18 protein-coding genes are annotated in these 24887 nt (G+C 44.2%); 4 read left to right on the top strand and 14 right to left on the bottom strand.

The window, feature by feature from the left end:
• Positions 1-44: 44 nt before the first annotated feature.
• The 3 genes from AC8GFU_RS02500 to AC8GFU_RS02490 form a co-directional block, all read right to left on the bottom strand.
• The gene (locus AC8GFU_RS02500; protein WP_506626927.1) at positions 45-4541 is read right to left on the bottom strand and encodes a DEAD/DEAH box helicase family protein; all 4497 of its coding nucleotides are present in this window, start codon (positions 4539-4541) and stop codon (positions 45-47) included.
• A 1-nt stretch (position 4542) separates the two neighbouring features.
• Positions 4543-6579 (bottom strand): hypothetical protein, encoded by a 2037-nt coding sequence (locus AC8GFU_RS02495; RefSeq protein ID WP_506626926.1) that lies wholly within the window; start codon positions 6577-6579, stop codon positions 4543-4545.
• A gap of 211 nt (positions 6580-6790) precedes the next feature.
• Entirely contained in the window at positions 6791-7720 is a 930-nt protein-coding gene (locus tag AC8GFU_RS02490) for a tetratricopeptide repeat protein (protein WP_506626925.1), read from the bottom strand.
• Positions 7721-8026: 306 nt separating this feature from the next.
• Between AC8GFU_RS02490 and AC8GFU_RS02485 the strand changes: the two genes are divergently transcribed.
• Together AC8GFU_RS02485 and AC8GFU_RS02480 are read left to right on the top strand one after the other, a co-directional pair.
• Positions 8027-9643 carry a nuclease-related domain-containing DEAD/DEAH box helicase gene (locus tag AC8GFU_RS02485; RefSeq protein WP_506626924.1) on the top strand — a complete coding sequence of 539 codons (1617 nt, stop codon included), beginning with the start codon at positions 8027-8029 and terminating at the stop codon, positions 9641-9643.
• Positions 9636-10676 carry a tetratricopeptide repeat protein gene (locus AC8GFU_RS02480; RefSeq protein WP_506626923.1) on the top strand — a complete coding sequence of 347 codons (1041 nt, stop codon included), beginning with the start codon at positions 9636-9638 and terminating at the stop codon, positions 10674-10676. Before AC8GFU_RS02485 ends, AC8GFU_RS02480 begins: the two co-directional genes overlap by 8 nt.
• Positions 10677-10719: 43 nt before the next feature.
• Here AC8GFU_RS02480 and AC8GFU_RS02475 read toward each other — a convergent pair whose 3' ends face one another.
• The 7 genes from AC8GFU_RS02475 to AC8GFU_RS02445 form a co-directional block, all read right to left on the bottom strand.
• On the bottom strand, positions 10720-12948 hold the full coding sequence (locus AC8GFU_RS02475) for a hypothetical protein (RefSeq protein WP_506626922.1): 2229 nt from the start codon (positions 12946-12948) through the stop codon (positions 10720-10722).
• 156 nt (positions 12949-13104) lie between these two features.
• Positions 13105-14832: a ribonuclease H-like domain-containing protein gene (locus AC8GFU_RS02470; RefSeq protein WP_506626921.1), complete on the bottom strand. Its 1728-nt coding sequence runs from the start codon at positions 14830-14832 to the stop codon at positions 13105-13107.
• The gene (locus AC8GFU_RS02465; protein ID WP_506626920.1) at positions 14829-15530 is read right to left on the bottom strand and encodes a hypothetical protein; all 702 of its coding nucleotides are present in this window, start codon (positions 15528-15530) and stop codon (positions 14829-14831) included. The genes AC8GFU_RS02470 and AC8GFU_RS02465 overlap by 4 nt, the downstream gene beginning before the upstream one ends.
• 51 nt (positions 15531-15581) lie before the next feature.
• The gene (locus tag AC8GFU_RS02460; protein WP_506626919.1) at positions 15582-16499 is read right to left on the bottom strand and encodes a histone deacetylase family protein; all 918 of its coding nucleotides are present in this window, start codon (positions 16497-16499) and stop codon (positions 15582-15584) included.
• Positions 16500-16504: 5 nt separating this feature from the next.
• Positions 16505-17425 (bottom strand): S8 family serine peptidase, encoded by a 921-nt coding sequence (locus AC8GFU_RS02455; RefSeq protein WP_506626918.1) that lies wholly within the window; start codon positions 17423-17425, stop codon positions 16505-16507.
• Between the two features lies 1 nt (position 17426).
• Positions 17427-17921, bottom strand: a complete 495-nt coding sequence (locus AC8GFU_RS02450; protein WP_506626917.1) for a protein-tyrosine phosphatase family protein — start codon at positions 17919-17921, stop codon at positions 17427-17429.
• 9 nt (positions 17922-17930) lie between these two features.
• Positions 17931-19265, bottom strand: coding sequence for a vWA domain-containing protein (locus AC8GFU_RS02445; protein ID WP_506626916.1), 1335 nt, complete (start codon positions 19263-19265; stop codon positions 17931-17933).
• 698 nt (positions 19266-19963) lie between these two features.
• Between AC8GFU_RS02445 and AC8GFU_RS02440 the strand changes: the two genes are divergently transcribed.
• Both AC8GFU_RS02440 and AC8GFU_RS02435 read left to right on the top strand, forming a co-directional pair.
• Positions 19964-20212 carry a hypothetical protein gene (locus AC8GFU_RS02440; RefSeq protein WP_506626915.1) on the top strand — a complete coding sequence of 83 codons (249 nt, stop codon included), beginning with the start codon at positions 19964-19966 and terminating at the stop codon, positions 20210-20212.
• Positions 20209-20385, top strand: a complete 177-nt coding sequence (locus AC8GFU_RS02435) for a hypothetical protein (protein WP_506626914.1) — start codon at positions 20209-20211, stop codon at positions 20383-20385. Before AC8GFU_RS02440 ends, AC8GFU_RS02435 begins: the two co-directional genes overlap by 4 nt.
• Here the strand turns inward: AC8GFU_RS02435 and AC8GFU_RS02430 are convergent, their stop codons facing one another.
• The 4 genes from AC8GFU_RS02430 to AC8GFU_RS02415 all read right to left on the bottom strand — a co-directional run bounded on the left by AC8GFU_RS02430 (position 20386) and on the right by AC8GFU_RS02415 (position 24884).
• Positions 20386-22575, bottom strand: coding sequence for a DEAD/DEAH box helicase (locus tag AC8GFU_RS02430; protein WP_506626913.1), 2190 nt, complete (start codon positions 22573-22575; stop codon positions 20386-20388).
• 46 nt (positions 22576-22621) lie between these two features.
• A complete protein-coding gene (locus tag AC8GFU_RS02425) occupies positions 22622-23017 on the bottom strand; it encodes a hypothetical protein (RefSeq protein ID WP_506626912.1) in 396 nt (131 codons plus the stop codon).
• 31 nt (positions 23018-23048) lie between these two features.
• The gene (locus tag AC8GFU_RS02420; RefSeq protein WP_506626911.1) at positions 23049-24476 is read right to left on the bottom strand and encodes a hypothetical protein; all 1428 of its coding nucleotides are present in this window, start codon (positions 24474-24476) and stop codon (positions 23049-23051) included.
• 231 nt (positions 24477-24707) lie between these two features.
• Positions 24708-24884, bottom strand: coding sequence for a hypothetical protein (locus AC8GFU_RS02415; RefSeq protein ID WP_506626910.1), 177 nt, complete (start codon positions 24882-24884; stop codon positions 24708-24710).
• Positions 24885-24887: the final 3 nt, after the last annotated feature.

The following is a 24887-nucleotide window of genomic DNA, read 5'->3' as shown; positions in this document are numbered from 1 at the left end:
AACACCCGTAAGCAGCTTTTCTAAAATCCTTTAATGGGAAATAATTAAACTAACTTCAAGATCCCATTGAGCACTTCTGTTGCACTTAACCTAGTTAAATGCTCATGCCTCCACTGATTTCCATAAGTTCTAATGCAGGAGTAGCACGATGAATCTTTGGTGCAATCTGAGCAATTTGCCGCTAGCCCTAATGCAGCCCCCAAGACTTCATTTAGTCTCTCATTGAGGGCTTGAGCTAAACCAGCACCACCAGGCGTCGTATCAAAAATCATTAATCTGTGTTCATTGAACCTATCTCTAGAGTTCACTGCAGAATTCAGATCGAAGGACGCAACGCCAAGAATTCGGACGGCACCGGCAACTATCGCTGCTGCCGCAGACTCGAGTGCTCCTAAACACAGTGCATCGCCGCAAATGCATTTAGGCAACAAGTCTAAATTGAATTTCATGCGTAACACATCTGTTACATATTCGTGACCAAATGTGGTGCGAACCAATGGTCGCGTACTTGTGCAATCTTGCTCACGTCGAGGATCAGTGTGTTTTGCGGTTGGTGCTGTTGTACGAGCATTTCGGGAAGGAACCGGTTTTGCATAACCACAGGTTGAGCAGAACCAATAGGAAGAATTACTCAAAGTTAGCAAACGCGCATCTCGCGAGACAGAAATAGCCATGCCTTTTGGCGTAATTTGCCAATTTGCATCATCCCCTGATGCGGTTGATAAATATGTTTTAGCTGTTGCAAGTTTTCTTGGTCGAGACTTAGAGCCAGCAGATTTAGTGTCGATGCTCGCGATAAATCCAAATCTTGGTTCTATAAAATGTCGCTTTTTATCTTGTTGGATATCCAAACCGCAGTTGCCACAACTTGTGGGCAAAGAAACGTCCGGTAAATCACTAAAGGGAGCACGTTTGTGGAAAAACCAACCGCAAGAATCGCAAGTAATTGAAATCCATCTCAAAGATCCAAAATCAATGTGACTCGGCTTTTTAACGCCTTCACATGTGAGTAGTTTTCCACCAGCAACTACCTGGCTACCAGGCGAATACTCAGTTAGTGCAAGAGATAGGTCTCGACTTAACTCGAGTCCGACACCACGACCAGATTGTTGTGACTTATAGCCGGGGGTTAAAGTTGCGACATCGACTGGAAACCCATACTTGGGAAGAATTCCACCGTTAGCTAACAATTCGACCAACTGCCTATTCCTCAAGTTCTCTCGAACGGTTATTGCTTGACTAAGTCGGTCTGACGTTTTTTTAGACTGACTGGACGGAGTTGATAATTCCCTGATCAATTCATTTATCCACTCTTCGAGTGATTTATCTTCGGAATTAAACATGTCCTCAATCGACTTAAGCCAGCCCCCTCTATCATTTACATCTGGAGTAGAGAGCAAACCCACCCAACTCCAATCTTGTACTCCAAGGCGCATCAAAGTTGCGCTGGGTAGTCCCAACTTTTCGATATTGGTTTTAATCGATTCTGGATGAGTCATAAGCCATTCAATAAAGTCATTAGCGGGCACAACACCTGCATCATTAACTCCAAAGAATGAATTTACTTTATCGCCTGGCAGATTCCTTAATCGCAAATACTCAGAGAGAGCTAGAGCGTATATGTGTCGACGAACCAAATCGTAATTTTCTAAATTTATGATAGGAACGGGTACATGACCTTGAATTAATCGTTTTGGATCTGCCGCAAACTGAGCATCATGACTTCTTTTTCGCGTGAATGTGACAACTAGCGCTTTATCTCCACTTCTACGTCCGGCGCGCCCAGCGCGCTGAACATAATTGGCTGGTGTGGGTGGCACATTTCGACAGAGAACTGCAACCACTTCTCCAATGTCAACACCCATTTCAAATGTCGTAGAGCAACTAAGTACATTTACGTGCCCATCGATGAATTCATTTTGAATCTGCTCTGCCTTCTCTGGTGTCCATTGAGCTGTGTGCTCGTTCGCTCTTAATGATGCTAGAGGCAAATTCATGTAAAGTTTTTTGTAGTGGCTATCTGGCTTCGCCGTTAATAAGACAGAAACCCCGCCACAATTTTTTTGGACACATCGCATATTTGGCAATTTCCACCAAGAAACACGGCGACACACAGGGCATATAAACTGCGGGGCACTTAGCGAATTCATGCCTTCAACACGCCAAATCTTATTTGATAGTGATTTTAAACCTGCGCCTTCGTCGACAAAGACTTCATCCGCCAGAAGTGATTCCCAAATCAAGTTGAGTATCTCTTCGCCTCGCACTTTATCTACGTCAAAACTTCTTTGAATCATGCTTGTTCTTTTGTTTCCTTGGCTTGCCTCAGAAGTCCATGCGACCGCAGAATTCGAAGGCCGCTTGCCAACCTTATAGAGCTTTTTGAGAGTTTCCTTTGGTGCGAAAATAGGATCTGCGGCATCTACACCATCTGGCAATTCGATGGCTCCATCGTATGCCGCACTCTCAAGCAAAGCGTTTGCAAGATCAAATGAGGACTCCTGCGTAAGTCCAAGTGACTTTAAGAGTTCTAAAGTATTAGAAAGTTTGTTTTCTGGTACAAACCATCTCATTAAGCCAGTTCCAGAGAGTGACTGCTGGCTATCAACTGCAACAAGTTCTCCTCTTAACCAAGTCCACGGCCAAATATTGTCACCATCTTCTTGGTCAACCTCTTTATAGAACTTTTGGATAGTGGCGGCTACATCTTTCATCATGAAAGGTGGGGACTGAATTTCAGATTTTTCGAGACGCCCCAAACTTTCAAAGATGATTCGTCTGCGTAAGATATCAAAATACGAATCCTCCAAATATGGAGCGAAATATGCTGCATCTTGACGATTGTCAGAAAAAGATAAGAGTTTACGCCTTCCACCTGATTTGAAAGACTTCTCATTATCGATTGGTAAATGTTGATAGAGCGCAGTCGCGATAACTGAAGTTAATGCATCAACGCCAGAAACAGGTCGAATAACGGCACCAAATGCACTACGCCCACCCGAACTATTACATCGATTACAATTCAATTTTCCATTTGATCCTATTGTCAATTCCTCAGTCAATTCAATACTCAAATCTGACTTACACATTCTACATTTCATACTTGAGTTCAAAGTCGAACAAGCAGTGCAATACCAGTTTGTCTGAAACATTCTTTGGTCCGAATCCGTAACTTGATCATCATCAGATTCATCGAGAGAATCTGATCGAATTTCACGTTCAGAAGAGGACCAATCCGGCAAATCTGCGCTCACTAATCTGAAGTACCTTGCTGCCTCGTCAAACTCGTCAACAGGAAGAAGTTCGCCACCAACTTGTTTTGCAATCAAATATTCAATTCCACAAGATCTGCATGCTCCAATCTCAATCATTCTTGAAGGTTGGATGCACTCAGGGCACCATTTGCGTTGCTGTAATCGCATTCTGGGCTTTCCAGATGGGTGATTAGTCGATAAGCATATAAATGCGCCGCCCGGATTTTTCACGAAAAGGTGATACACACCCTCTTGCTCTTTTTTGTATCTCTCTATACTTCCAGAATTCGATTCGTCCAAAACGTCTACTAATTCCTCTTCTGGAGAATCCTTAGAATACTCCGGAAGAATCACATCTCCTGGCTCAAATTTTTCACCGAAAAGTATCGATGCAAAATTGCTGGCACGAGAAATGTCAGCTTCAGATCCATCGCCGAGAGTTGCTGAAGCGGCAATACATCTCACTCCTGAACTTGAGGCGGTTCTAGCTTTCAAACGTCTAAGAAGCAGACTTATCTCAATACCTTTTGTACCATCATAGCTATGCACTTCATCCATGACGATCCACTTTAAATTCCCTGTAAACACGCCAGCCCATTTTGGAAGAAGGAGAAGTCTTTCTAACATCGAGTAATTTGTTATCAAGATATGGGGCGGGTTAGACAATATTTCTTCGCGGGAGGCTCGTTCATTCAACTGAAAAGCCTTATTGTTGTTCTCGCGAATGGCATCAGCCCTTGTTGCCTTCGTTGGGCCAACAAAACGTCCAAAAGTGATTTCGGGGAATAATTCAAGTGTTTGCCTAATTCTTCCCAGCTGATCAGCTGCAAGTGCGTTCATCGGATAAACAATTATTGCTCTCACACCAGGGTTTAACTCATTCCGATCTGCTTCGTTTAACAATGAGTTAATAATGGGAAGTAGAAAAGATTCAGTTTTGCCTGAGCCAGTACCGGTGGCAACCACAACATTTCTATTTTTTGATGTTGTTAATTCAAGTGCCCGTGATTGGTGGCTATATGGCGTATTACTCATGGCGGAGACTAAACGTGGGTTTACGACTTTGCGAGAAGCAAACGAATCGAGCGACTCACCTTGTGCGAATTTACGGCGTATCTGACGATAAAGTGAACCGCCGAGTTCATTTGTAAGCCTTGAGGCAGAAATTGCATTCAAATATTCGATTGCGACAATTTCACGTCGAGGATTGAAGGTTGATCGAAGATAATTTTCAACAGATTCAATGATGGATTCACTAGCCTCAATAGGATTGAAGTTATTAGTCATTCTATCTTCTCTTCTCTCTGAAGTAGTTCTTCAATTTACTACTATTTAGCTTTTGCTCTTCCTTGAAGGAATTCCAGTCTTCTTCAGAAATAATGCCTTTTGCAAGTGCTTCAATGTCAAGTTTCGCAGGATCGATGCTCCGCATTTTCACCTTTTTTGGAGCCTGGGTGTTGAGCAAAAAATCAGCCAATGCTAATTCAGATCCCCCTAGATTAATCACAAACGAGGCTTCTTGTGATTGCGCAGCGTCTTGCACAATTTGAACGTCATATAAACAATCCTGATTTCTGAATTTCCCATTTAAAACTGTTTGCTTGCCACTTTGCTTGAACAAAAGCCTGGGTACTTGATCTCCGATTCCGTGTAAAACAATTCTTCTAATTGCCTTCAATCTCGATATCTTGAATTTTGCAACTTGGTCATAAAGTTCAGGGGTTTCGTTTTCAAATTCAATTGACCAATAAAGTTTTGGTAAATCAATAAAAATCTCGAATTCTTGTCCAGCAATATCAGCAACCTTGAATCCTTGACGCAGGAATGTTGCATCATTCACCATCACTACAGAGATCGGAGCCTTCCAGCCCGACGCGATTTCTAAATTGATTTTTCTCGATTCGTTTCTTATCAATGGACTTATATTTCCATCCAACTTTAGACCAGGGATAAGTAACCCCTTGATCTCTAGAGTTTTACCAAGACCCGCATAAACCGTGAGGTGAATCGGGCCAGATTCAACTTGGGTAATTGGTGTTTCTTCAGGTCCGTGAACAGTTCTAGAATTTGTAATATGATCAATTACGGTGACAATTTGACCAGCCGTAATGCGAGGCTTGTCAAACAGGATTGGATACTTTTTCTTCGTTTCTAAGTACACAGATGAGCTGTTTATAACTTCGAGAGTTTCGCGAGCTGCGAGATTACGAATAGCACCATTTGGAAGCGTTATTTGCAATCTACTTCCAGGCTTTAGATACGCAAGTTTCCATCCAGGCCATGAGAAAAACTCGATTGACTCTGTGGCAAAAACTGTCGTATCAAATCGCACTGATTCACTAAAGAGCAGAATGCCCCCTGCCATCGGTATAGCTGAATTTTCAACTAGCTCGTGATTCAAGTTAAAGACCAGATAGCCTTGGGAAGGATCCAGAATTCTCAGATTATCGAAGTTTTGATTTCTAGCAATCAAAATATCCATGGGTAAGCAATCTCGGTTGACGTTCTCGCCTTTGGAATTTATCAGATCCCAGCTTGTAGCACTCCTAATGTAAAGTTCACCACGACTTTCGTCCAATGCAACTTGTGGGATCTCGAGAATCGGGGCATTACTTGTGATCGCAATTCCTTGGTCTCGCCTATTTAGAGCATTGTGAAGACGCGGTGGAAGGCCAGCTTCTTGCCCGGTGCGAAAAGTGACGACTGCACGAGAGATCAAATCCAGACCCAGCTCGGGCTTCTCTTCAAATAGTTTTTGTACGGCACGTGACATATCCTGTGCCAATTGAATTTCATGCAGAATAATTCGGGGAGACAAATGATAACTACTGCCTCGTTTAATGTGTGTAACAAATTTACTGAGTGCATAGGTAGGTATCACCGCATGAAGTCGCGCAAGAGTCATATGTCTTTGCATACCTTCTAGATTCTCTTCAAAAGTTTCAAGCCCGAGTTTAGCAATGGCCTCACTAAATGCATTTGGCAAATGAACTAATGAGCTGCCATTAAGGTTTGAAGTTGTCCATAACTCTTTCCCGTCTTCCAAATTTTGTGCTTGCGCTACTGACCAAATCGCAACGATGGCAGGGTGATGGCAATTTCCAACTGTCCACTTTGATAGTGCTCCTCTAATGGAGTCAGTACTAAATGCGTATGTAGCTAACTCTCTTAAAGAGAAATTCGCATTTCCATAGGAATGTTTCGCGTCTAAATCTATTTCCCCAAGCAGTGTTACCTGTGACTGGCGGATCACGCGAGCCAGTTCTTTTTCAATAAGGATTGGATTTCGTTTGTCTTGCTCTGCATGCACTGGCCAAAGAATCAAGATTTATCCCTTCTTTCAAGCCAGATAGTTTGGAGACGTAATGGCATCATTATTTAAGACATCCTTCTGAATTCATAGCCCTAAGGTGATCTTTAGTGGCGCATTCCCATGCTTGGAAAGCCGATGCTTGAGGCTGGCAGTGAGGTAAAAACAAATTGCAAAGCTTGAACATGGATGAATGGCTCCGGCTGTAAAATCACCATACTTCGTGTCATCCAGCAATTGTCTCTTCAATCGTCTTGATTCGTTCGAGGCGCTCATGAGCCTCATCTTCGCGGTTTAGAGCGACTAAGGCTTTTGCAAGTTCCTTATTCGCAGCGACAATGTCTTCCCAGTCCTTATCATCTTCAAGAGTAAGAAGTTCAAGTGCTCTAGTTAAGTGCTTTTCTGCTTCGACATACTCTTCGCAGATTAGGAAGGCTGCTCCAAGTCGATAACGTGCATAGGCTTCCATGCCTAGATTTTCAGCTACCTTGCTGTAGTTAAAATAGTGTTGCGCGTGGAACTTTGCTTCTGGGCCATTTCCTAAATTGAAGTAAGCCATTGCTAAGTAGTTATCGCACCAATTTACGTATTCAGGGTTCTTTGCTTCTTTGAAGAATTTGCGAGCGCTTAGGTAAGCAACTACCGCTTCTTCATCTCGCTTGAGTTTTGCGAGTGCCATTCCAATGTTGATCTGATCCATTCCCATTGAAAATGGTGTTGCATCAGGATCCAGAAGTTCTGTTGCTTCAAGGTGACCATCTAATGACTTTTGCCATTCTTTGACTTCATACCAGGCACGTGCAGCAGCTCTGGCTGCACATACTTGACCGTGGAGATCATCATCTAGGTAATGCAGTTTTGCTAACTCTTGAAAAGTGTCTGCCGCTTCATCAAAGCGCTTAAGGTTTTCAAGACAGTGGGTCTTGCCTTGGTATAGATGAATTAGCTCTCTCAGATAGTTATCCGCTCCACCGAATTTGAAGTAGATATCTATCGAGGTGTCTACAAGATGTAGGCACTCTGTGAAGTTGTCCTTCTTGTAAGCGATGTGGCTGAGTTCATCTAAGACCTCAGCTCGTTCCAATCCTTGGCTCGTGCTTATGCGTTCCCAGAGTTCTAACTCTCGGGTTTCGTGCTCGTTGTTCTCGGCGCTCACCGGTTCCCTTCTTGTAGACACTGGTGCTTCTGACTGGTGGAGAAGTTACTGACCGTCACTGACAAATCTGCTTGAGGGCTTGGGGTCAGCGTTGCGCAGTTTTTGGGGGAAGCGGAGAGTAACACAGTATTCGAACAGATGTTCGGGTAGGGTTCCGATCGTGGCTGAGATGGGCTTCTGTGACCGCTATCAGCCTGTTAAATGTCGGGGTCTCAACATAGGCTTCAAGCACAAGGCGATTGGGCGAAACAGATTGCGATCATGTCCTGCCTCAGTTTTGAGAGATGAGTCTGGGGGTTCAAATTTATGGCGCCAAAGATCTATCCACCAAACCCCATTTTTAAGAATCATGGCGAGCGCAAGGTATTTGAAACTTTAGTTCCTCTTCTTACTGATGATGACGCAATAATCGCCAATCTTGAGATGTCTGATCCTGAGGCTGGAGACATTGAGATCGACTTAGTTTTGCTGCTGAAAGATTATGGCTGCATGGTGATTGAGGTCAAAGGTGCGCACATAACTTACGACCACGGTTCTTGGATTCAAAGTGATCCATCGGGATCTCATGAAATTGATCCAGCAGGTCAAGCAAAACGAAATATGTATTCTTTACGCAATTATCTAACTAGTCGTTGGTCTCAAGGGCTTCTTAGGTGCGACTGGATGGTTGCATTTCCACACTCAAACATTGTGGATGTTCGAGATCCATTGCTTCCAATAGCTAAAGTCATTCAAAAAGACGGCTTGCCTTACAGCTTGCGCCAAATTCAAACAGTTTTGAATACTTTAAGAAACCATTCGCTACCAGATTTTGATGGCTGGGTGGATATCGCGTTAAAGATCCTCACTCCCCTAGCTGCGCAGGATGCAGATCGTGAAGCAGTGTTAGGAAATAACTACGAATTCATCAGAGGGCTAACGCATGAACGCGAATTAATTCTCGATCAACTTGAAGACAACAATAGGTATTACGTAAAGGGACCGGCTGGATCTGGAAAAACCTGGCTGGCCTATGAGCAAGCTCGTCGGTGGACTAAGCAAGGTTTAAAAGTTGGAATTCTTGCTTACAACCGTGGCTTGATTTCATACATGATTAATAAGAACTCTGAAGTTCCCGAGGGTGAAAAGGTTGCTTGGGTTAGTACTTTTCATGATTATGCAATTTCAATGGGATCGACAGCAGGATCGCCACAATTTTATGGTGAAGAGGTTGATAGATATCGCGATGATTTGATTGCTAAGGCATCTGCACTCAGTGACGGTCTTAAGTTCGATGCGTGGGTAATCGATGAAGCACAAGACTTTTTGCCTTCTTGGTGGGAAACTTTAAAGATTTCTCTTCGCGATCCCGCAAACGGAAAGATGGCACTCTTCGGAGATGATCAGCAACTTGTATTTGGTTCGAGGACCGAACCAGAGGGTTTCTTTGCCTCTTTAAGGCTCAAAGAGAATCTCAGAAATTCGCAGCAGATTGCGCATGCAGTAGAGAAGTTCTTGGACAAGCCCACTATTGCTCGCGGGCCGCACGCCTTTGAAATTGAGTATGTCGAAGTAACCGACGGGAATACATTTGAAGTGGCTGATGATGTTGTTGCGAACTTAACCGATAAGGAATTCTGGCATCCTGGTGAAATTGCGTTACTGACTACCAAAAGCAGACACCCTGAGCATGAGCGACAATCGAATCACGATCGTATTGGTCACTGGGACTCACTCTGGACCAATGAGGATGTCTTCTACTGCACAGTTGGTGGGTTCAAAGGTTTAGAAAGGCCAGTGGTTGTTTTAGCCATTGATGGTTTCCACAAAGATTCAGACAAAGATGATGTGCTTTACGTAGGAATGTCGAGGGCGCGAGATAAATTAGTAGTTGTCGCCAATAATGGGATTATTCAAAGTCTGAGAGGCTTACAAGGTGAATAGGTCAGATTTCGATGTTCTGGTTGAAAAATACAATCGAGCTTATAAGTCGCAAGAATGGAATGACCTACAAAGTATCGGCCTAGAACTCGGTGAATTAATTGGTGGTGGATTCAAGGGAACCGTGCGCGACATTCGTGAAATTTCGCGAATTTATTTGGGTTCTTTGATTGGTTCAGGAGACTTTCTAACAAAAAATAACTCGGAGTTAGAAGCAATATTTAGCAACGGAATAAATGTTCTAGAGAATTACATCGGAAACGCAATGACCGATGTAAAAACATCCCTTACGTCTTTAGTTAAAAATGGTTATGAGGTACAGCTTTTTTTAGTTAAGAAACAATCTGATTCGAGAAACAAGGCTGCTTCAGCCCTGAGGAAACTTGCTCGTCCAGATTTGGCAATATTGCTAACTACTCAGCAACTGGAGATAACTAGACTTAATTACTATTCTTTAGTGGTCAGAGCTTCTGCCTACAGCGACATATCAAGCTATTCAAAGGCAATTATTGATGGGCAAAAAGCCTTAAAATTTTCTCCTCCTGATAAAAAGTCTTTTTCCTTAGTAGTTTTAGCTAAAGCTTATGTAAATCGCTTCAGACAAACAGGAGAAATAAGCGACGCAGAAATGGCATTCGATCTCGCAGAAAAATCATTCAGGTTGAAGCCAGATGAATACTCCGCAAATACTTTTTTGAATGTGATCTACTTGATGGGCCTCACAGGAATGGAGGAATTGATTACCGAACTTCAGAATGTTGAAAAAACGCAAAAATATGTACTTGATGAGTTGGCAATTCAAGTTGCAAAAGAGGTGCTTCGCAATTCAACTGCTACTCAATCTGTTGACACATGGATCGAAGAGGGAGATGCGCTTGCAGACGCATTGTTTGATGATTGGCTCGATCTCGAACTTGAAGATGATTTTCAAGGGGAAATTGATGACGCAGACCAAGTTTCAGATTACTTCGAGGATTATTTCGAGGAATACATCGAATCCTTAAGTGACCCTCAAAGCCCTCATCTAGAACCATGACGAGTTGATAAGTTTCAGGTGAATTCTTGCGCTCAGACGAGAATTATCGACGCGCCGCAGATTTAATCTGTGCAACCACCTCATTGGCCGATAAGGATTTGTTTGAACCCGTGTTGCGCAATTGCACGTCGGTCCATGATTTCAACTCTGGATCAATTTTAAGTATCCGTTCCAACACTAAATCAGTAGATGACGCATTAATTGCAACCGCAAACGCCACATAGGACTGCACTTCGGTAGGAAAATCTCTCAAAGGTTTCAAGTTGAGCATTTCACTTTCTATAAGTCCTATGACTCTCCATGAATTTTCAGCGCTTTGAGCAAGTTCCAGTAATGTTTCATCCGACGCATTAGGGTTACGGGCAACCGCCCATTTAGCAGCGGAATCGTAATGATCCTGTCCGAGAATCAAATTCAGTGTTTCAGATGTTGAATTCGGATGTAGGGCTACAAGCGTGAAATTACTAAGGCAACTGTCATCTCGCCCTGTATCCTCATCACAGGTTCCATGTTCCATGACTTTAACTAACTGTTCGCTAGTCAGAGACAACTTATGAGAGTTATTTTTACTCAGACCATCGTAACCGCCTGAAGGTCCCCATAAATCTGCATATACCAATTTGCAGCCAAAATGAGAATCTAATTCAATAAGTGAAAGTACAAACTCTCTAAAATTATGTGACTTAATAGCATCGTGGTTTTCTAATGCTAAATCAATGGTTTCATGAACAGACACATACCACAGCCAATCTTCCGTGAAATAACTCGATTCAAATTCTTGATAACTTGGGTAATAAGATCTAATGACTTCGTTGAATTCATCTAAGTGTGAGAAGTTTCCATTCGAGACCTCATCTGCGTAGTAAATAATTCTTCGGGCAAGATCCCATAGTTTAATATGGTTAGGGAAAGCACTTTCTATTGAATTTGAAATTGAACTTGGCAAACCATTTTTGAAATAAATAGCTTGAAATAGTCCTTCATAAGTTTCCGGCGTGATCTTCTTTTTTGATCCGCCATCAATTGGCTTAGTAATCAGCAAACGTGGCACCAGATGATTGATGAATGCAGTGCTTATATTCTGATTTTCAAAACTCTTGACTATAGAGATAGTTTGCAAATAAAAAGAGTACCTCTTAAAACTTCCGAAGTTTGCACCTTTTTCAATTACAAACTGAACTAATTGTGATGCTTGTTCAAAATCTTTTACCTGTCCTTGAAATGCGCTCTCGAGGAGCTGCTCGCTTTTCTTGGTGAATTCGTTGAAATCTTCCCTCTCTAGAATTTCGAGGAAATCGCCAATTTCAAGGTCCGAACCAAATATTGCAAAGGCGTCTTCGTGGATAGAAGTATCTGCTCCACTCGAGATCGTCGGTACTTCGATGGAATCGTCATCTTCAAACATGTCATCAAAAAGAGATTCGTTTTCTATTTCCATTTGAAAATCATTTATGATTTCCATAAATATTTCATCAAGTGAAAAATCCTTCATTCTCTCAACGATTTCTGACAAATTTGCTTCTTTATTCGTTTTCAACCATTCAATTGACAACTCTGCCAAGTATTCGGGGTCATTCCACAGTGAAGGATGCAACTCTGGATTTGAGATTAATTCAAGAGCATGCACCGATATCCAATCTGAATTATTTGTCTCCAAATTTAGTTGCAATAATGCAAGGTTGGCTCCATAGAAATTTTGCAGTTCTCCTTGATTAAGAAGAGACTTAACATAACTAATGTTTGATTCCTCAAGAATATTCGATTCATTGAAGATCCTTTTAGCTCCGATTTTCTTGATTAGTTTCAAAAGCTTAGAATCTATTTCTTTGCTCATACAAATATATGCCAAAAGAGTTCTTGCAGCAGGATCGTTAAATTTGATTGCTTTATCTAGAAGCGCAACTCCTTTTTTGAAATCGCCATTGATTAGCAATAAGCGGGCTTGAGTTCCCACAACCTCAGGATTTTCATTACGAATTAATTTCTCAAGTTCTGATTGATAAGCCTTAAGTTCTGGAAATTCAAGCGTGTTTTTAGTTGCTTCGAAAACGAACCAAGGTAGTGCGCGCAAATCACCCTCTTCAAATGCTGTGAGTAGTGCTGCACATATTTCTTGTGGTGACCCACCAAGTCCCTCAATGGCATTGGCAATCTGACGCTTAGATCCTGGATAGTTACCTGATTTTGAGAAAGCTTCTATTGCCAAATCGAAGTTCTGTCGACGCATTTCAAAAAGTCCTCGGACATAAGATCCTACGAATTCGGTATTCATGACGCCAATATAGATACAAAATGGTCGAAACAGAAGCACATAGAATTTTGACTCAACAAGCAACATCAAGCGCTTAAAGCAATCAACATACAGGCCAAGAAGGCTGGATATATTTTTGCTTTCTGGGAGTAAGGATTTTGCTTGCGCCTGCTTAATTCACGCTAGAGATCGGATGTAATTCCGCACCGCAAAGGTAGCTCGAACATCATCTCTGTTGTAGGCATCTAGCCATGCAATGGCTTCATCGCGGACAGACTGGTCAAGATCTTTGTTAATGGCGTCCCTGTATTTAAAGAGCGAGTTTGCGCCACCAGCCAATTCAACTGACCATTCAAACTTAGCAAGCGGAGCTAAATCCTTGATTGAATAGGACTTCACTGGAAATGCCCACTTTTGCGCATAAGGATACAGATCAACTAAGTAATTGATCTTGAACTCTTCCAATTCATTAAGTGTAGGGACTCCTGGGCGACCTAGAAAACGGTTTGCATATTTTTTCCACCAGGTGAATTCATGAGGTGAGTAATGAAAGATTTTTATGCTCTGGCTAGAGTTTTCCGCCTTAGAGATTTCCTGATTTAACTTGTTCCACATCTTTGACATAACATCGAATTCACCATCTTCGGTGTTCGAATAATCGAAGTAAGTGTCAATTACAGCTGTGCGCCAATCCTTGCTGACAGCCCGGTCGTGAATTCCGAATCCGTAAAGATACAGTCGATCTTCACCGATGGGTTCATCGATTTCTAATTCGCGTAGGGTTTCCATTGAGTTTTCTAGATCTATATCAATTTCAATGTCAGCTTCTGGAAGTTCAAACGGGGTTGATGGATCTAGCAGTTCAGGGACCTCTGTCTTTTTCACTCGTGCTCTAATTCTTGCTGTCACCATTTGATCATTTAACGGTGTTTCCACCAATAAGTCATTGATACTGGCAATGTGTGGAAAATGCTTTTCAACGGTTAGTGGCGTAATTCTGGCAAGTAATGTGACATGACCGTGTCCGTTATCAAAGGCTTCCATTTCCTTCAGGCATGTGGATTTGTACTTGCAGACTGTGCAACCCATCTTTCCGGAAGAGTTAACTGGAATAACTCCAGCTTTCTTGGAGAGATCATCATTTTCAATCTGAGAGAGTCTTACGACTTCTCTAGCCTCAGCAAACTGTTGGTCGTAAGCACTTAAGAAGGACTCTTGAGCCTGGCCCTGCCCCATAACCACATCACCAATTCGAGCCCAAATGCAGTTCTCCAAGTCGCGGCCAATGATTCCAACCCACAAATCATCGCCAGCGATACCAAGTGCCTGAAAGTGACGTGTGTAGTGAGCCAACTGATGAAGGTCGTTGTAATCCAAACGTCCTTGGGATCTCGTATCTTGCGAAGGAAGGATGTCGGAAATTTGCGATGAGAAAACAAAGTTTGCTTTGCTGTCAGAAATTGCTTTGTGGCTCTTGATGTCTACCGGTGCCCAGATAGGATGGCCATCGCTTTTAGTACCTATCCGAATAATTAGATCTGGGCGACTTGATCGTTCTGAAGCTTTAAATTCAACATCAAAGGCTTTCGCTAGCTCTTTCTCCACGTTTTCTGAGATGTAAGCACCAGCAATTGCAAAAGCGTTTGGATCTAAAAGTGCCCTAACCGTTTCCAATTCAATTTCGGAAAATGGCAAATCTTGATTAATCTCGATCAGATTTGGGATTACCTCTTTGAGGGCGACGATCGCTTTGTTCTCATGAGAAAAACCGAGTTTCTTGAACTCTTCGACCACAGGATCTGGAGCGTCGGGAGTTAGACCAGGGAAAGCATTAGGTGCATACTTTTTGTGAAGGTACTCATGGCAGTAAATTGCAGACCTAGAATCGAGACGCAGACTTTTCACTTAACATTTATTTCTGCGCAAAAGACATCTAGGAGCGCGGAGCCATTTACACCTAAAGGATTCGTAGAGGAAACTTGACTCACAGGCAAGAGTTTCCCCGAATGTTTTTCAAGTATTCCTTTTAGCCCGTTTACGCCGTCCTGACGATAAACATCGACTTGTTCCTTAACTCGCTTAAATGCCTTGCTGTGATCCCCAAAATAGGTTGACGGTAATTTCGAAGGGTCGCTAGGAGTTACTAGATTCACTAGTACAAAACATCTCGGGCTCTTAGGTTGATCAAGGGCGGTGAGTGTTAACTTCTTGATATCGGGAATCAACTGATTCTCAATGTCGGGATTCACTCTCTTATTGTTCCTACCTTTTGCTCCATCAAAGTGATACCAAACTTTGTTTTCGAGGAGCAAGTGGAAAACAGCATCGTCATCAATCAGACATACATCATGCGTATTTCGGTTCTTCTTTATTGATGCTTTGTCCGTGCTTTTAACCAATTTTTCAACACCTTTGAGTTCAACAAATGAGCTTAAGTTGTTAGGTTCCTGACTCTTCTGCAGTCTATTTGCAAGAAGAGCACTAAAGGTCTGCTCCTTCTTTGTTTGAAATAGCAAATCTTGTTGTGCTGGCGATAACTCAGATATTGAATCAAACATCAGCCCTGCAATAGCTGCGGAATCCAAACTTAGGATTTTTTCCATGACTGCATCCTTCTCTCTATTTATTCCTATCGCAACGGTGCGGTGGTCATTTCACGCAATTTCTTGACAGAAAACTTCCCAGACTTCGGGAGTCCGAGAGTCCGGTAAATAACCTCCTGCTCCTCCAACAAGGATTGGAAGTGACGGAAACCTAGATCGAATCAATGTTGCCGTACTGCCATAACCTTCAAGTGTGAACTGAAGGGAACTCAATGGATCCTCTACATGTCCATCAGCTCCGCAAGCAATAAAAAGTAAATCCGGCTGGAATTGGTCGGCTAGCCGACAGAACTCTGTCACGCCATCGATAAATGCTTGATCATCCTTATTTGGATTTTGGGCTGGATTATTGCCTCCAAGCGGATAGTTATAAACAAGCTTTGAGGGATCGCTTTCATTACCTGTTCCTGGAAATATCCCTTTCTCATGAATTGAGAATGTTAAGACGTTTGGATTATCTGCAGTCAGATTCTCGGTTCCATCTCCGTGATGGGCGTCAATATCTAGGATGGCAACTTTCTTACCGTGATCCTTCGTTGCTATATCTGCAGCAAGTGCGAAGTCAGCAAAGATACAGAATCCAGATGAGTAGTCGTGCTGGGCATGATGCTTAGCTCCTGGAAAGTGAACAGCGGTGCTTGTCTTTCCTGTTAAGAGAGCATCTAATGCAACTAATGTTCCGCCAGCGAAGAGTCCCGCCAGATTTGATAAGTCAGGACGTTCACCTGTCCATTGTCCCGATTTGTGGTCATCAAGAACTTCTGAAACATATCGAGAGGAGTGAATTCGCAGAAGTTCATCCTTGGTTGCTAAGCGAGGTTCCACGATTTTTAATTCTGTGCTCTTCCCTCTAAATGACTCCGCGAGAAGCTTTTTAGCATTCATAAATCGACGCCCTTGCGTTGGATGGTTTGGATCAAATACCCAGTTTGCGTATTCGTCTGAATGAATCAGAATGATTTCTTCCATAGTGATTACTTCACAATCTCGAAGTGCAACGGTACATAGTCGGTAACGGTGCGGTAGGCATTAACTAATGAGGCTCGAACCTTTGTCATCACGTCGGTGTATCCCAGACCTAGGTTTATCTGCTTTACAACATAAGTAGCAAAGGCAGCTGTTGCTGATGAGGTTCCCATTGAGACAGATTTCTGTCCAAAGGCATCTGTAGTGGTGTATCGACCCAAGGCATAGAGATCTAGATCAGGACCTTGATTGGAAATTAACATAATTGGATAGACCCAGCCTTGAATAGCTTTTACTGTGTAGCGGCGATCTGTAGCACCGACAGCAATTACCTCTGGAACACAAGCCGGGTAATCAACCTTCAACTTGTTTGAACCGTTACCCGTTGCCGCAATCACTGGAATGTTGCGGGTCAAAAGGATTCGAACCTGGGTCTGGAGTTCGGTTTCGATGGGACATGATGCTTCTTTGTATGCACGACCCACAGATAAAGAAACTGCACCAACGTTAAGGCGTTCAGCATTTTCAGTAACCCAGTTAAGCGCCTTAGTTACAGCACGAGTTGTGTAAGAGTTTGCAAATCCTTTGTCTGACATTCCGACGATTCGAATCATGACTAACTTAGTAGATGGGTCTATCTCATAAGCAACAGATGCCATCTGCGTACCGTGTGACATTGCCTTATCTTTTATTCTTGAAACTTGTAGTGCTGCCGCACCTTTTCCAAACATGGTGCTTTGACCGTTCGGGCATTTGCCGTATTCGATGAAGCAGGCTTCATCGACAAGCATCTGCTGAACCCATGGAAGATCGGCGGCTATCCCTGAATCAATAATGACCAGGGTTTTAGGTGTAGCAGCTTGCGCAGCTGGTGTTGTGCCAGCTGCGGCAAGTGCAATAACTACAAAGAGTGAAATGAACTTTTTCATATTAGGCACTCTTTCTCATAGATGATTGTGCGATGTAGGCATCTGCCTCGGTGAGTAACCAGTGTTCATACTCGCCATTGCACAGTGCGTAGCTAGACCGCTTTGCGCGCAAGGTATTGATCGCTTCATCCGCAGATAGACCGCTAATCATCAAAGTTAATGCGGTAATTAAACCGGAGCGATTAAGCCCCGCTTGGCAGCGAATGTTTACCTTCTTGCCAGCAGCCCACTTAGAGTGCGCCCAATGAGCAAGTTCAAGAATCGTTGGGATGTACTCCTCGATGATGTTGGCATCTGGGAAACCAAAGCGTCTTTCCTCAACGCCCCAGTTTGCAGGTGCTGCCCATGCGTACAGGGTGACAACACAGTCAAAAGTAGTTCCACCTTCGAAGTATTGAAGCTCCTGGGGTTGATCTATCGTTGCATTGTCATCAGTTCCTCCCATAAATAGATTGGGAGCAACCTCTGAGTACAGCGGTGTTTGTTCGTATTTCATTTTTTCTCCTTAGTTCAAGAATTCATCGGCGTCGATTGCTGGATCGACTGGTTGGTTGCGCACATTGCGAGCGCGGGTTTTGCGAGAGAAGGACTCGGTCATGCGCTTTGATGAGTACATAACATCTTGCTCTTCAGCTGTTTGAGCCAAGACATCGATCTCGTCAGCTTCCGCTTTGATGATTGCAAGTGATTCAGCGCTGCGCTCATCTGTAACGGGTATCAAAGAAGCCTCACGACGAAGGTTGGACGCAGTGCCTTTTAGGCGACCAGAGGCTTCTTTGATTTTGCCGCTTAGTAGCTCATCTACTGCCAACGACTTTGCAGTTTGAGCTTCCAGAATCAATCGCTCGGCACGAACGATTGGGTCAGAGATACGACCTGCTGCGATATCACCGGGTACAACATTGACGTTGACCGGCATTGAGACAGAGATTTCTTGACGCTGTGCAAGATCTAGATATTCGATAGTGATGTCAGCGATTGTGCAAAGACCAAGGGCTGCAATACCTGGGACATCGAGGTCGATTACAAAGCGACGGTTCTCACCGCTATAGAGATCACCGAGCTGCACAACAAATGTTTCGCCATCTTTCCAATATGGAAGACGTTGAACGATCTCGATGACCGGCACACCTGACATTGCAGGTGTTGGGGTAATGCGAAGTACTGCGTTAACGATTGTCTTATCCAGTAGGTCATCGACCTCAGCCGCGATTGCACCGACCGCTTCATCGATGGAACCTGCGAAGCGGTGTGCTCCCCCGCCACCTTGAGCGAGCGCTTCAAGGATTGTTTCGTCGTAGCCATTACCTAAACCGATAGTCGATGTTGTTACCTTGCCGGTAGCTGACTTAGTTGAGACCTCGCTAAAGAACTTTGGATCCTTTTCACCAGCATTTGCATGACCATCAGAGATGAGTAGCAGAGTTGACCCGCCGGCTGCTTGAACCCGTGTTAATTCACGTAATCCCATGAGGTATCCCGCTGAGATATCTGTTGATCCCCCAGTTTGAAGATCGCGGATTGCCTTGCGTAAAGATGGCATGTGGTGATCTGCAATTGTGCGGGTTGGAACGATGACTAGAGCTGAGTCATCAAATGCGACTAAGCCAAAAGCATCTTGAGGTGCAAGGCGATCTACTAACTTAAGTAGTGACCCTTTTGCAGCATCTAGTGGTTGTCCTTGCATTGAGCCTGAGCGATCTAGAACAACTTGTACTGCTTGTCCTGGACGAGTGCTGTGTGCTGGATTTGCTGGTGCGGTGAGGTCAAGCATGAGCGTGACCTTGTCAGCTGCCTCGAGGGCAACCATGTCTACATCTAAGAGTGCTTTTACATTCATGTGATTCTCCAATTTTCGGGATGGCAAAATAAAGCTCGTGTTGATTTGAGTGCCGTTTAATACGGCGGCTGTCGGGTTATCCCGACAGAGGAGGCGATGAAGAGCCTGATAGGAATCCTATAAACGTACGATTATCGTACGAAGGGATTGAGGCTGTTCGGTTAACCGGATGAATGTCTGATAATCAGACGCGGTCGGAATCCGACCATTCATTGGTGGTTGTTGAGTAAGGCCTGGTTTGGCGGCCTTGCGTGTAGCGGGCTAGCCGGTTATCTGAGCTGTTACGCGTGGGGAAATGCGTGTGTATGACATTTTTGCCCCCTAGTTTCTGTGATAAGAGAATTATACCACATCGCTTTCGAAAAAGAAATTTACGATCCAAACTTTTTGTGCTGTGCGATTATCGCACGATGCAATTTACAAATACTTTTTTACAAATCTAATTACACCTTCGCAAACTAACGTTCCGAGTACTGCAGCTACAAGTGAGTATGCGAGGAAAGGAAAGGTAAAAGGAAGTGAATCGTAGAAGTCAGCCTTCGACCAGAAGTTCTCATAAAACCAATTCGGTTGAATGAAAAACGAGACAACGAATGTCACGAGCAAGGTGGCTTTGTGCGTCAGGTTCATGTTTCAAATGTATCGGAAAGTACTGACAAATTACTGGATTTGTCAGTGCACTTGGCTACCTTGAAGAAATGACCACTAAACAACGAAAAAGCATTCGCTCACTTTTGTGCCCCGAATGCCAGGAAATAGGCACGTTACGAAAGATCATCTACGGGATGCCAGATCCTGAAAACTTTGACTTTGAGAAGTATGCAGTGGGTGGATGTTGCATTTCAGGGGACGGCAGCGATCCAGATATTCAATGCAAATCATGTGATTGGTCAGGATTCCGCGCGTCTCTGATTCCGAATAACGAGGAAGGTAACCTTTCCATATGAGAAAACTAGGTCTGTATTTCTTCCGCTTTGTCGGATTCTTTTTCCTGCTGATGACATTTATGCAATTCCAAGATCATTTCGTTGGTTACGCATTTGTTTCACTTGGGATAGCTTCAGTCGTTCTTTACTTCTCATTCCGTGATCTTGTTAGAAGCAAACGTCCTCTTAATTAGTCACTCGTTATCCTCAAGATCAATCTGAGGGTTTCCATCTATACCCAGTCGCTTGCGCTCTTCAACGATAATTCCCTTAGCAATCGATTCTTCATTCTTGTCTTTGGCGAGCTTTGAGCCATCGGCTAGAAGACTTTCGCGGGCGTAGTCATCAAACTCATTCTGCTTTGCCGCCAACATCTTGAGCATCTGCTCATCAACTGAATGCGGAACGATTAATCGATGGACTTGAACATTGTGTACTTGACCCATGCGGTGTGCTCGGGCTATAGCTTGGGTTTCGAGTGAAGGTTTGATCTGGGGTTCGCAGAGAATGATGACTGAGGCGGCTTGAATGTTAAGACCGGTGCCAGCGGCTTGGATTTGTCCGACGAGCACTTTTGGTGTCGGTGAGTTCTGGAATTGATCAACAAGGTTTTGTCGCTCTTGTGAGGATGTAGAGCCGGTGATTGGGCCAATTGCTTTATCTTCAAGATGTTTGGTAACTAGATCAATTGTGTTTCGGAAGTAAGAAAAGATAATTACTTTTTGATTTGATTCGAAGGCTTCTTCTACCAGCTCAAGTAAGCGCACGAGTTTGGACGGGAGTTCATTTTCTTTTCCAACAAAGGTGGCTTGGCGCATACCCATAAAGTTGCCGCGGGCAACTGCAGAGGCATAGAAGTTTTGATCGACGCCATCCCAGTTGCAGTATTCCTCGATTTGAATCAGATCAGGTAGTTCTTTGAGTACTTCAGAGGTATTGCGACGAAGATAGATGGGAGCTACCGCTTGCTTGAAGGGTTCTGGGCCTGAGGCTAGGACTCTTCTATCGAGTGTTTCACCGAGCTTTGGATCAAGAAGTGTGGCGAGATTTACGAATTCACCAACGCGGTTTTCCATAGGAGTTCCGGTTAAGAAGATGACATTGGGTGTGTTGTCGATCCATTTAGTGATTGTCTTTGCGCGGCCCGTGTGGAGGTTTTTCACGTAGTGGGCTTCGTCGGCGATGATGGTGTCGATTGCAAGGGCTTTAATTTGTGGTCCATCGAGTAAGAATGATTTAAGAGTGTCGTATGTAGTTAGGCCGACGCCGCTCTTTTCGATCCACTGTTGGAGTTGTTCTGGGTGATCTTCGCCGTGGATTTTGATGACGGGTAGATCGGAGCGGGTTTCGATTTCGCGGGTCCAGTTGATGATCACTGATGCAGGTGCGATGACGAGAAAGCGGTGTGCGCCATTGGCTTTGCGGTGTGAAAGTGCGGAGATTGCCTGCAGGGTTTTACCAAGGCCCATCTCATCGCCGATGATGACGCGGTTTTGTGTGAGGGCGAACTTGCCACCGAAGGTTTGATAGCGGCGCAGCGTTGCGTTGATACTGGATGTGTCGAGCTCTTGAGATTCGATCTTGTCGAGAAGTTCTTGAGTGAAGTGGCGATTGGCAAGGGTTGATGGTTTTGCATCGGTGACATCTTCAAGGAGTGCGTAGTAATCACTGGAGCGTTTTTCAAAGTCATTGATTGGTGCGACAACTTCTGGTTGCTCAAGTGCGTTAAGTCCAGAGCGAGCGGCTTCGACAAGGAGCATCGTTGTTGGTTCGCCGACGATGTAAGCGATGGTGCTGAGGGCGTTAAGTGCTTTCTGTTTGCCTTCGCTGTTGGTAAAGATCCAGCGGATGCGAGATTTAAGTGGTGCGGTGTTGGCGAGCGCGTTGGAAAGAGATTCAGCAACGGGTTTCATCTTGGCGGTTGCACCGCGAGTGGATTTGCGAATTTTTTCAAGGGATTGCAGATTTGTGATGACATCTATGTCGGCGGCCGATAAATCTTTGATGTTGACGCCATAGGAAATTGTTTGTGCGATTGCGGTGTACATGGCGTCTGCGATTGATTTGATTTCGCGGGCGGATTCGCCGGTGATGCCTGAGATGCGTTCTAGCTGTTGTTCTGAGGTTTGATAGATCGAGGCCATGTTGTTGTGGCCGAATTTGCGCAGGGTTTCAACGCGGATAGGTGCTTCGGTGGCATCTTTGAGCTTGTCGACATCGAGCTTTGCGAGTTGTTCGAGGACTTGCGATTGCTTGGCACGGTTGGCGCTATCGCGGGTGTTCTTGAGGAAGCGTTGTTCTGTCGTGATGATGTCGGTGAGATCGTGAGAGATCCGGGCGGCATCGGCTACCTGTTGGCGGGCGTCCTTGAAGTTAATGGCCATGCAGGCAGATTACGCAGGGTGACTGACAGATTGTTCTGATGAGTGGTCAGCTTTTAACCACGATGTTCACGATTGCTTCCGGCGTCGCACCCTCCCCTAACTCCGCATTCACATTGGTAGGTATTCCATTGATCTGTGCTGCAGCCAGGATTGACAGTTGGGCTGCGATCTCGGTCATCCAATAAAAGGATGCTGGGCCTGCGCGGTCGAGGATGTGTTGGGCTTGGTTGATGCGGGTGTCGGAGAACTTCTCGAGATCGTTGGAGTCATCGTTGATGACATCGAGCAGGAAGCGTTTGATCTCGGCTCCGATTGCGGTGGCGTCGGTGGATTCTTGGATGAGTTGCTTGAGCTCGGCGTCGAGGGTGCGCGGGGTGCGGGGTTTCTTGCGGCGGTTGAGGAAGAGGTAGATCACGGCGGTGAGGGCTAGGAGTTCGAACATAGTTCGAGGTTACGCAGGGTGACTGACAGATTTACTTTTTCTTGTACCCCGATGGGCACTTTGGATTCACAGCAGTTACCTTCTTAGTGGTTTTACCCTTGATGCAGGTGATGGTTGATTTCTTCGGTGCCACCGCTTTATTCGCTGCTAATTTCTCTGCCGCTAGCTTTGCTTCAGCTTCTTCCTTCGCCTTTAGTTCTGCAGTTAACTTTGCCTTCGCCTCTGCTTCCTGCATCGCCTTAAACTCTGCAGCAGCTTTCGCTTGAGCCTCTAGTTCAAATTTGGAACGATTTTCAGTTGCTTTTGTGACTAGTTCTTTGAACTGAACTGAATCGATAAGTGAATTTGGGGCTAATGAAATTGAAAGCCTACTTGGTTCAATGTTTGTAATTAAGAGTGTAAAACTTGGAGACTTTAATTGAAGCCCTATCGACCTGTAATCGCCAATCTCTATCCCTCCAAATTGCGCCTTCCCTCTTTCCTCGTAAAGAGTTATTGGGGGACGTTCTTCATTGTTTAAAGAGTAAAAGGCTATGTATTTACTTCCACCTGACCTAGTTGTTTCCACAATGTATGGGTCTTCATTAGGGGCACGTAGGACCGATAATTGATCATTCTTTGAGTAATCAAAGGAGAAGCTAGTAATAGTAGATGTCTGCAAATTAGAGATACATGTAACTTCGCTATCTGGAAGCCATCCCAAAACCCATTTTTCATAACTAAGCAGATTAATCTCATTACTTGCCATGAGACTGAGTCGTCCGGGACCGGTATTTGTTCCGTAGAGGTCCTGCAAACCAAACATGTGCATCATTTCATGAGTGATTGTTGCTTGTGATGAATGATTATCGAGCAGTACTGCGTTATAAATCTGCCCTTCGGCAGTTTCTGCTGGTCTAAACCACCCTGCATCTGGGCTCTTCCAAAACATAAAAGCTTCTGCAATATCAGAAAATGGACTAGTGGAGGAGCCTGCCAGAATGACTCCGTTGATTCCCGTAAAATCTAATTTTGAATCGTAATCCGTAAGGAATTTTCTTACGAAACCGTAAGTGGACTTGCTCTCGTCTTTCTGCCATGCCTCCCTCTGATTAATCTTTAATTGATCCATATCGGCGTTAGTTAGCTCAGTTGCAATAGTTGGAGCAAAAACAAATTCAACTTTCGACAGACCATTTGAAAATGCTGCAATATTGTCACCAGCAGCTAAATAATCATTTCTCATTGCGTTTGTGAATTGGTAATTAGGGTTGTCTTTGAGTTGGAACGGCACAACCATTATTTTCGGCTTAGAAAGCCATTTCAAGCGCTCTGCTTTGAATGGAAATCCAAGGGACACGGTTTGTCCTTTAGAGGCGCTGATCCTGCAGGATTCTAAGTTGTCGCCTACCGCTTGAACTGGTGTTGCCAATGCGCAGAGAACTGCTGCTGCGATTACTAGTGCTCCCCATTTGCGCATGTACGAAGGGTAATAAAAGAGAAGTCGCAATGCGACTGATTTCTCTTAAAATTGCCAGTCGATAATTGAATATGACCAGCCAACACCCTTACCTTTAACCATGCGCATTCGGAGAATCCTGGGTGTGCTTCTCATTTCATTCACTGTGCTCGCTGCGACTTCTGCAGTTGCGGCCGTGAAGCCTGGTGACGCATGCAAGACATTGGGAAGCACTTCCGTTATAAAAGGGATTCAATACACATGCATTAAGTCTGGGAAGAAATTTGTGTGGAATAAGGGCAAAGTCATTCCAAAAACTGTACCTAAAGTAGCAGCATCGGCTACGCCAACTCCTTCAATTCCTGCACCGTCTGCCCCAAGTGCGACACCTTCCCCGACCCCCACAGATACACGGACACCGGAGGACATTAA

Source organism: Planktophila warneckei (SeqCode) (assembly GCF_965234675.1).
Taxonomy (GTDB): domain Bacteria; phylum Actinomycetota; class Actinomycetes; order Nanopelagicales; family Nanopelagicaceae; genus Planktophila; species Planktophila warneckei.
Note: the sequence above shows the minus strand (reverse complement) of the source record. Positions and strands in the feature narration are given on the sequence as shown.

Bases quoted from the DNA above. Each gene is read 5' to 3' on its own strand.
- AC8GFU_RS02500 (WP_506626927.1), bottom strand. From the start codon at position 4,541: ATGACTAATAACTTCAATCCTATTGAGGCTAGTGAATCCATCATTGAA.
- AC8GFU_RS02430 (WP_506626913.1), bottom strand. From the start codon at position 22,575: ATGGCCATTAACTTCAAGGACGCCCGCCAACAGGTAGCCGATGCCGCC.
- AC8GFU_RS02435 (WP_506626914.1), top strand. From the start codon at position 20,209: ATGAGAAAACTAGGTCTGTATTTCTTCCGCTTTGTCGGATTCTTTTTC.
- AC8GFU_RS02475 (WP_506626922.1), bottom strand. From the start codon at position 12,948: ATGAATACCGAATTCGTAGGATCTTATGTCCGAGGACTTTTTGAAATG.
- AC8GFU_RS02425 (WP_506626912.1), bottom strand. From the start codon at position 23,017: ATGTTCGAACTCCTAGCCCTCACCGCCGTGATCTACCTCTTCCTCAAC.
- AC8GFU_RS02455 (WP_506626918.1), bottom strand. From the start codon at position 17,425: ATGAAAAAGTTCATTTCACTCTTTGTAGTTATTGCACTTGCCGCAGCT.
- AC8GFU_RS02460 (WP_506626919.1), bottom strand. From the start codon at position 16,499: ATGGAAGAAATCATTCTGATTCATTCAGACGAATACGCAAACTGGGTA.
- AC8GFU_RS02415 (WP_506626910.1), bottom strand. From the start codon at position 24,884: ATGTCCTCCGGTGTCCGTGTATCTGTGGGGGTCGGGGAAGGTGTCGCA.
- AC8GFU_RS02440 (WP_506626915.1), top strand. From the start codon at position 19,964: ATGACCACTAAACAACGAAAAAGCATTCGCTCACTTTTGTGCCCCGAA.
- AC8GFU_RS02445 (WP_506626916.1), bottom strand. From the start codon at position 19,265: ATGAATGTAAAAGCACTCTTAGATGTAGACATGGTTGCCCTCGAGGCA.
- AC8GFU_RS02465 (WP_506626920.1), bottom strand. From the start codon at position 15,530: ATGGAAAAAATCCTAAGTTTGGATTCCGCAGCTATTGCAGGGCTGATG.
- AC8GFU_RS02485 (WP_506626924.1), top strand. From the start codon at position 8,027: ATGGCGCCAAAGATCTATCCACCAAACCCCATTTTTAAGAATCATGGC.
- AC8GFU_RS02450 (WP_506626917.1), bottom strand. From the start codon at position 17,921: ATGAAATACGAACAAACACCGCTGTACTCAGAGGTTGCTCCCAATCTA.
- AC8GFU_RS02420 (WP_506626911.1), bottom strand. From the start codon at position 24,476: ATGCGCAAATGGGGAGCACTAGTAATCGCAGCAGCAGTTCTCTGCGCA.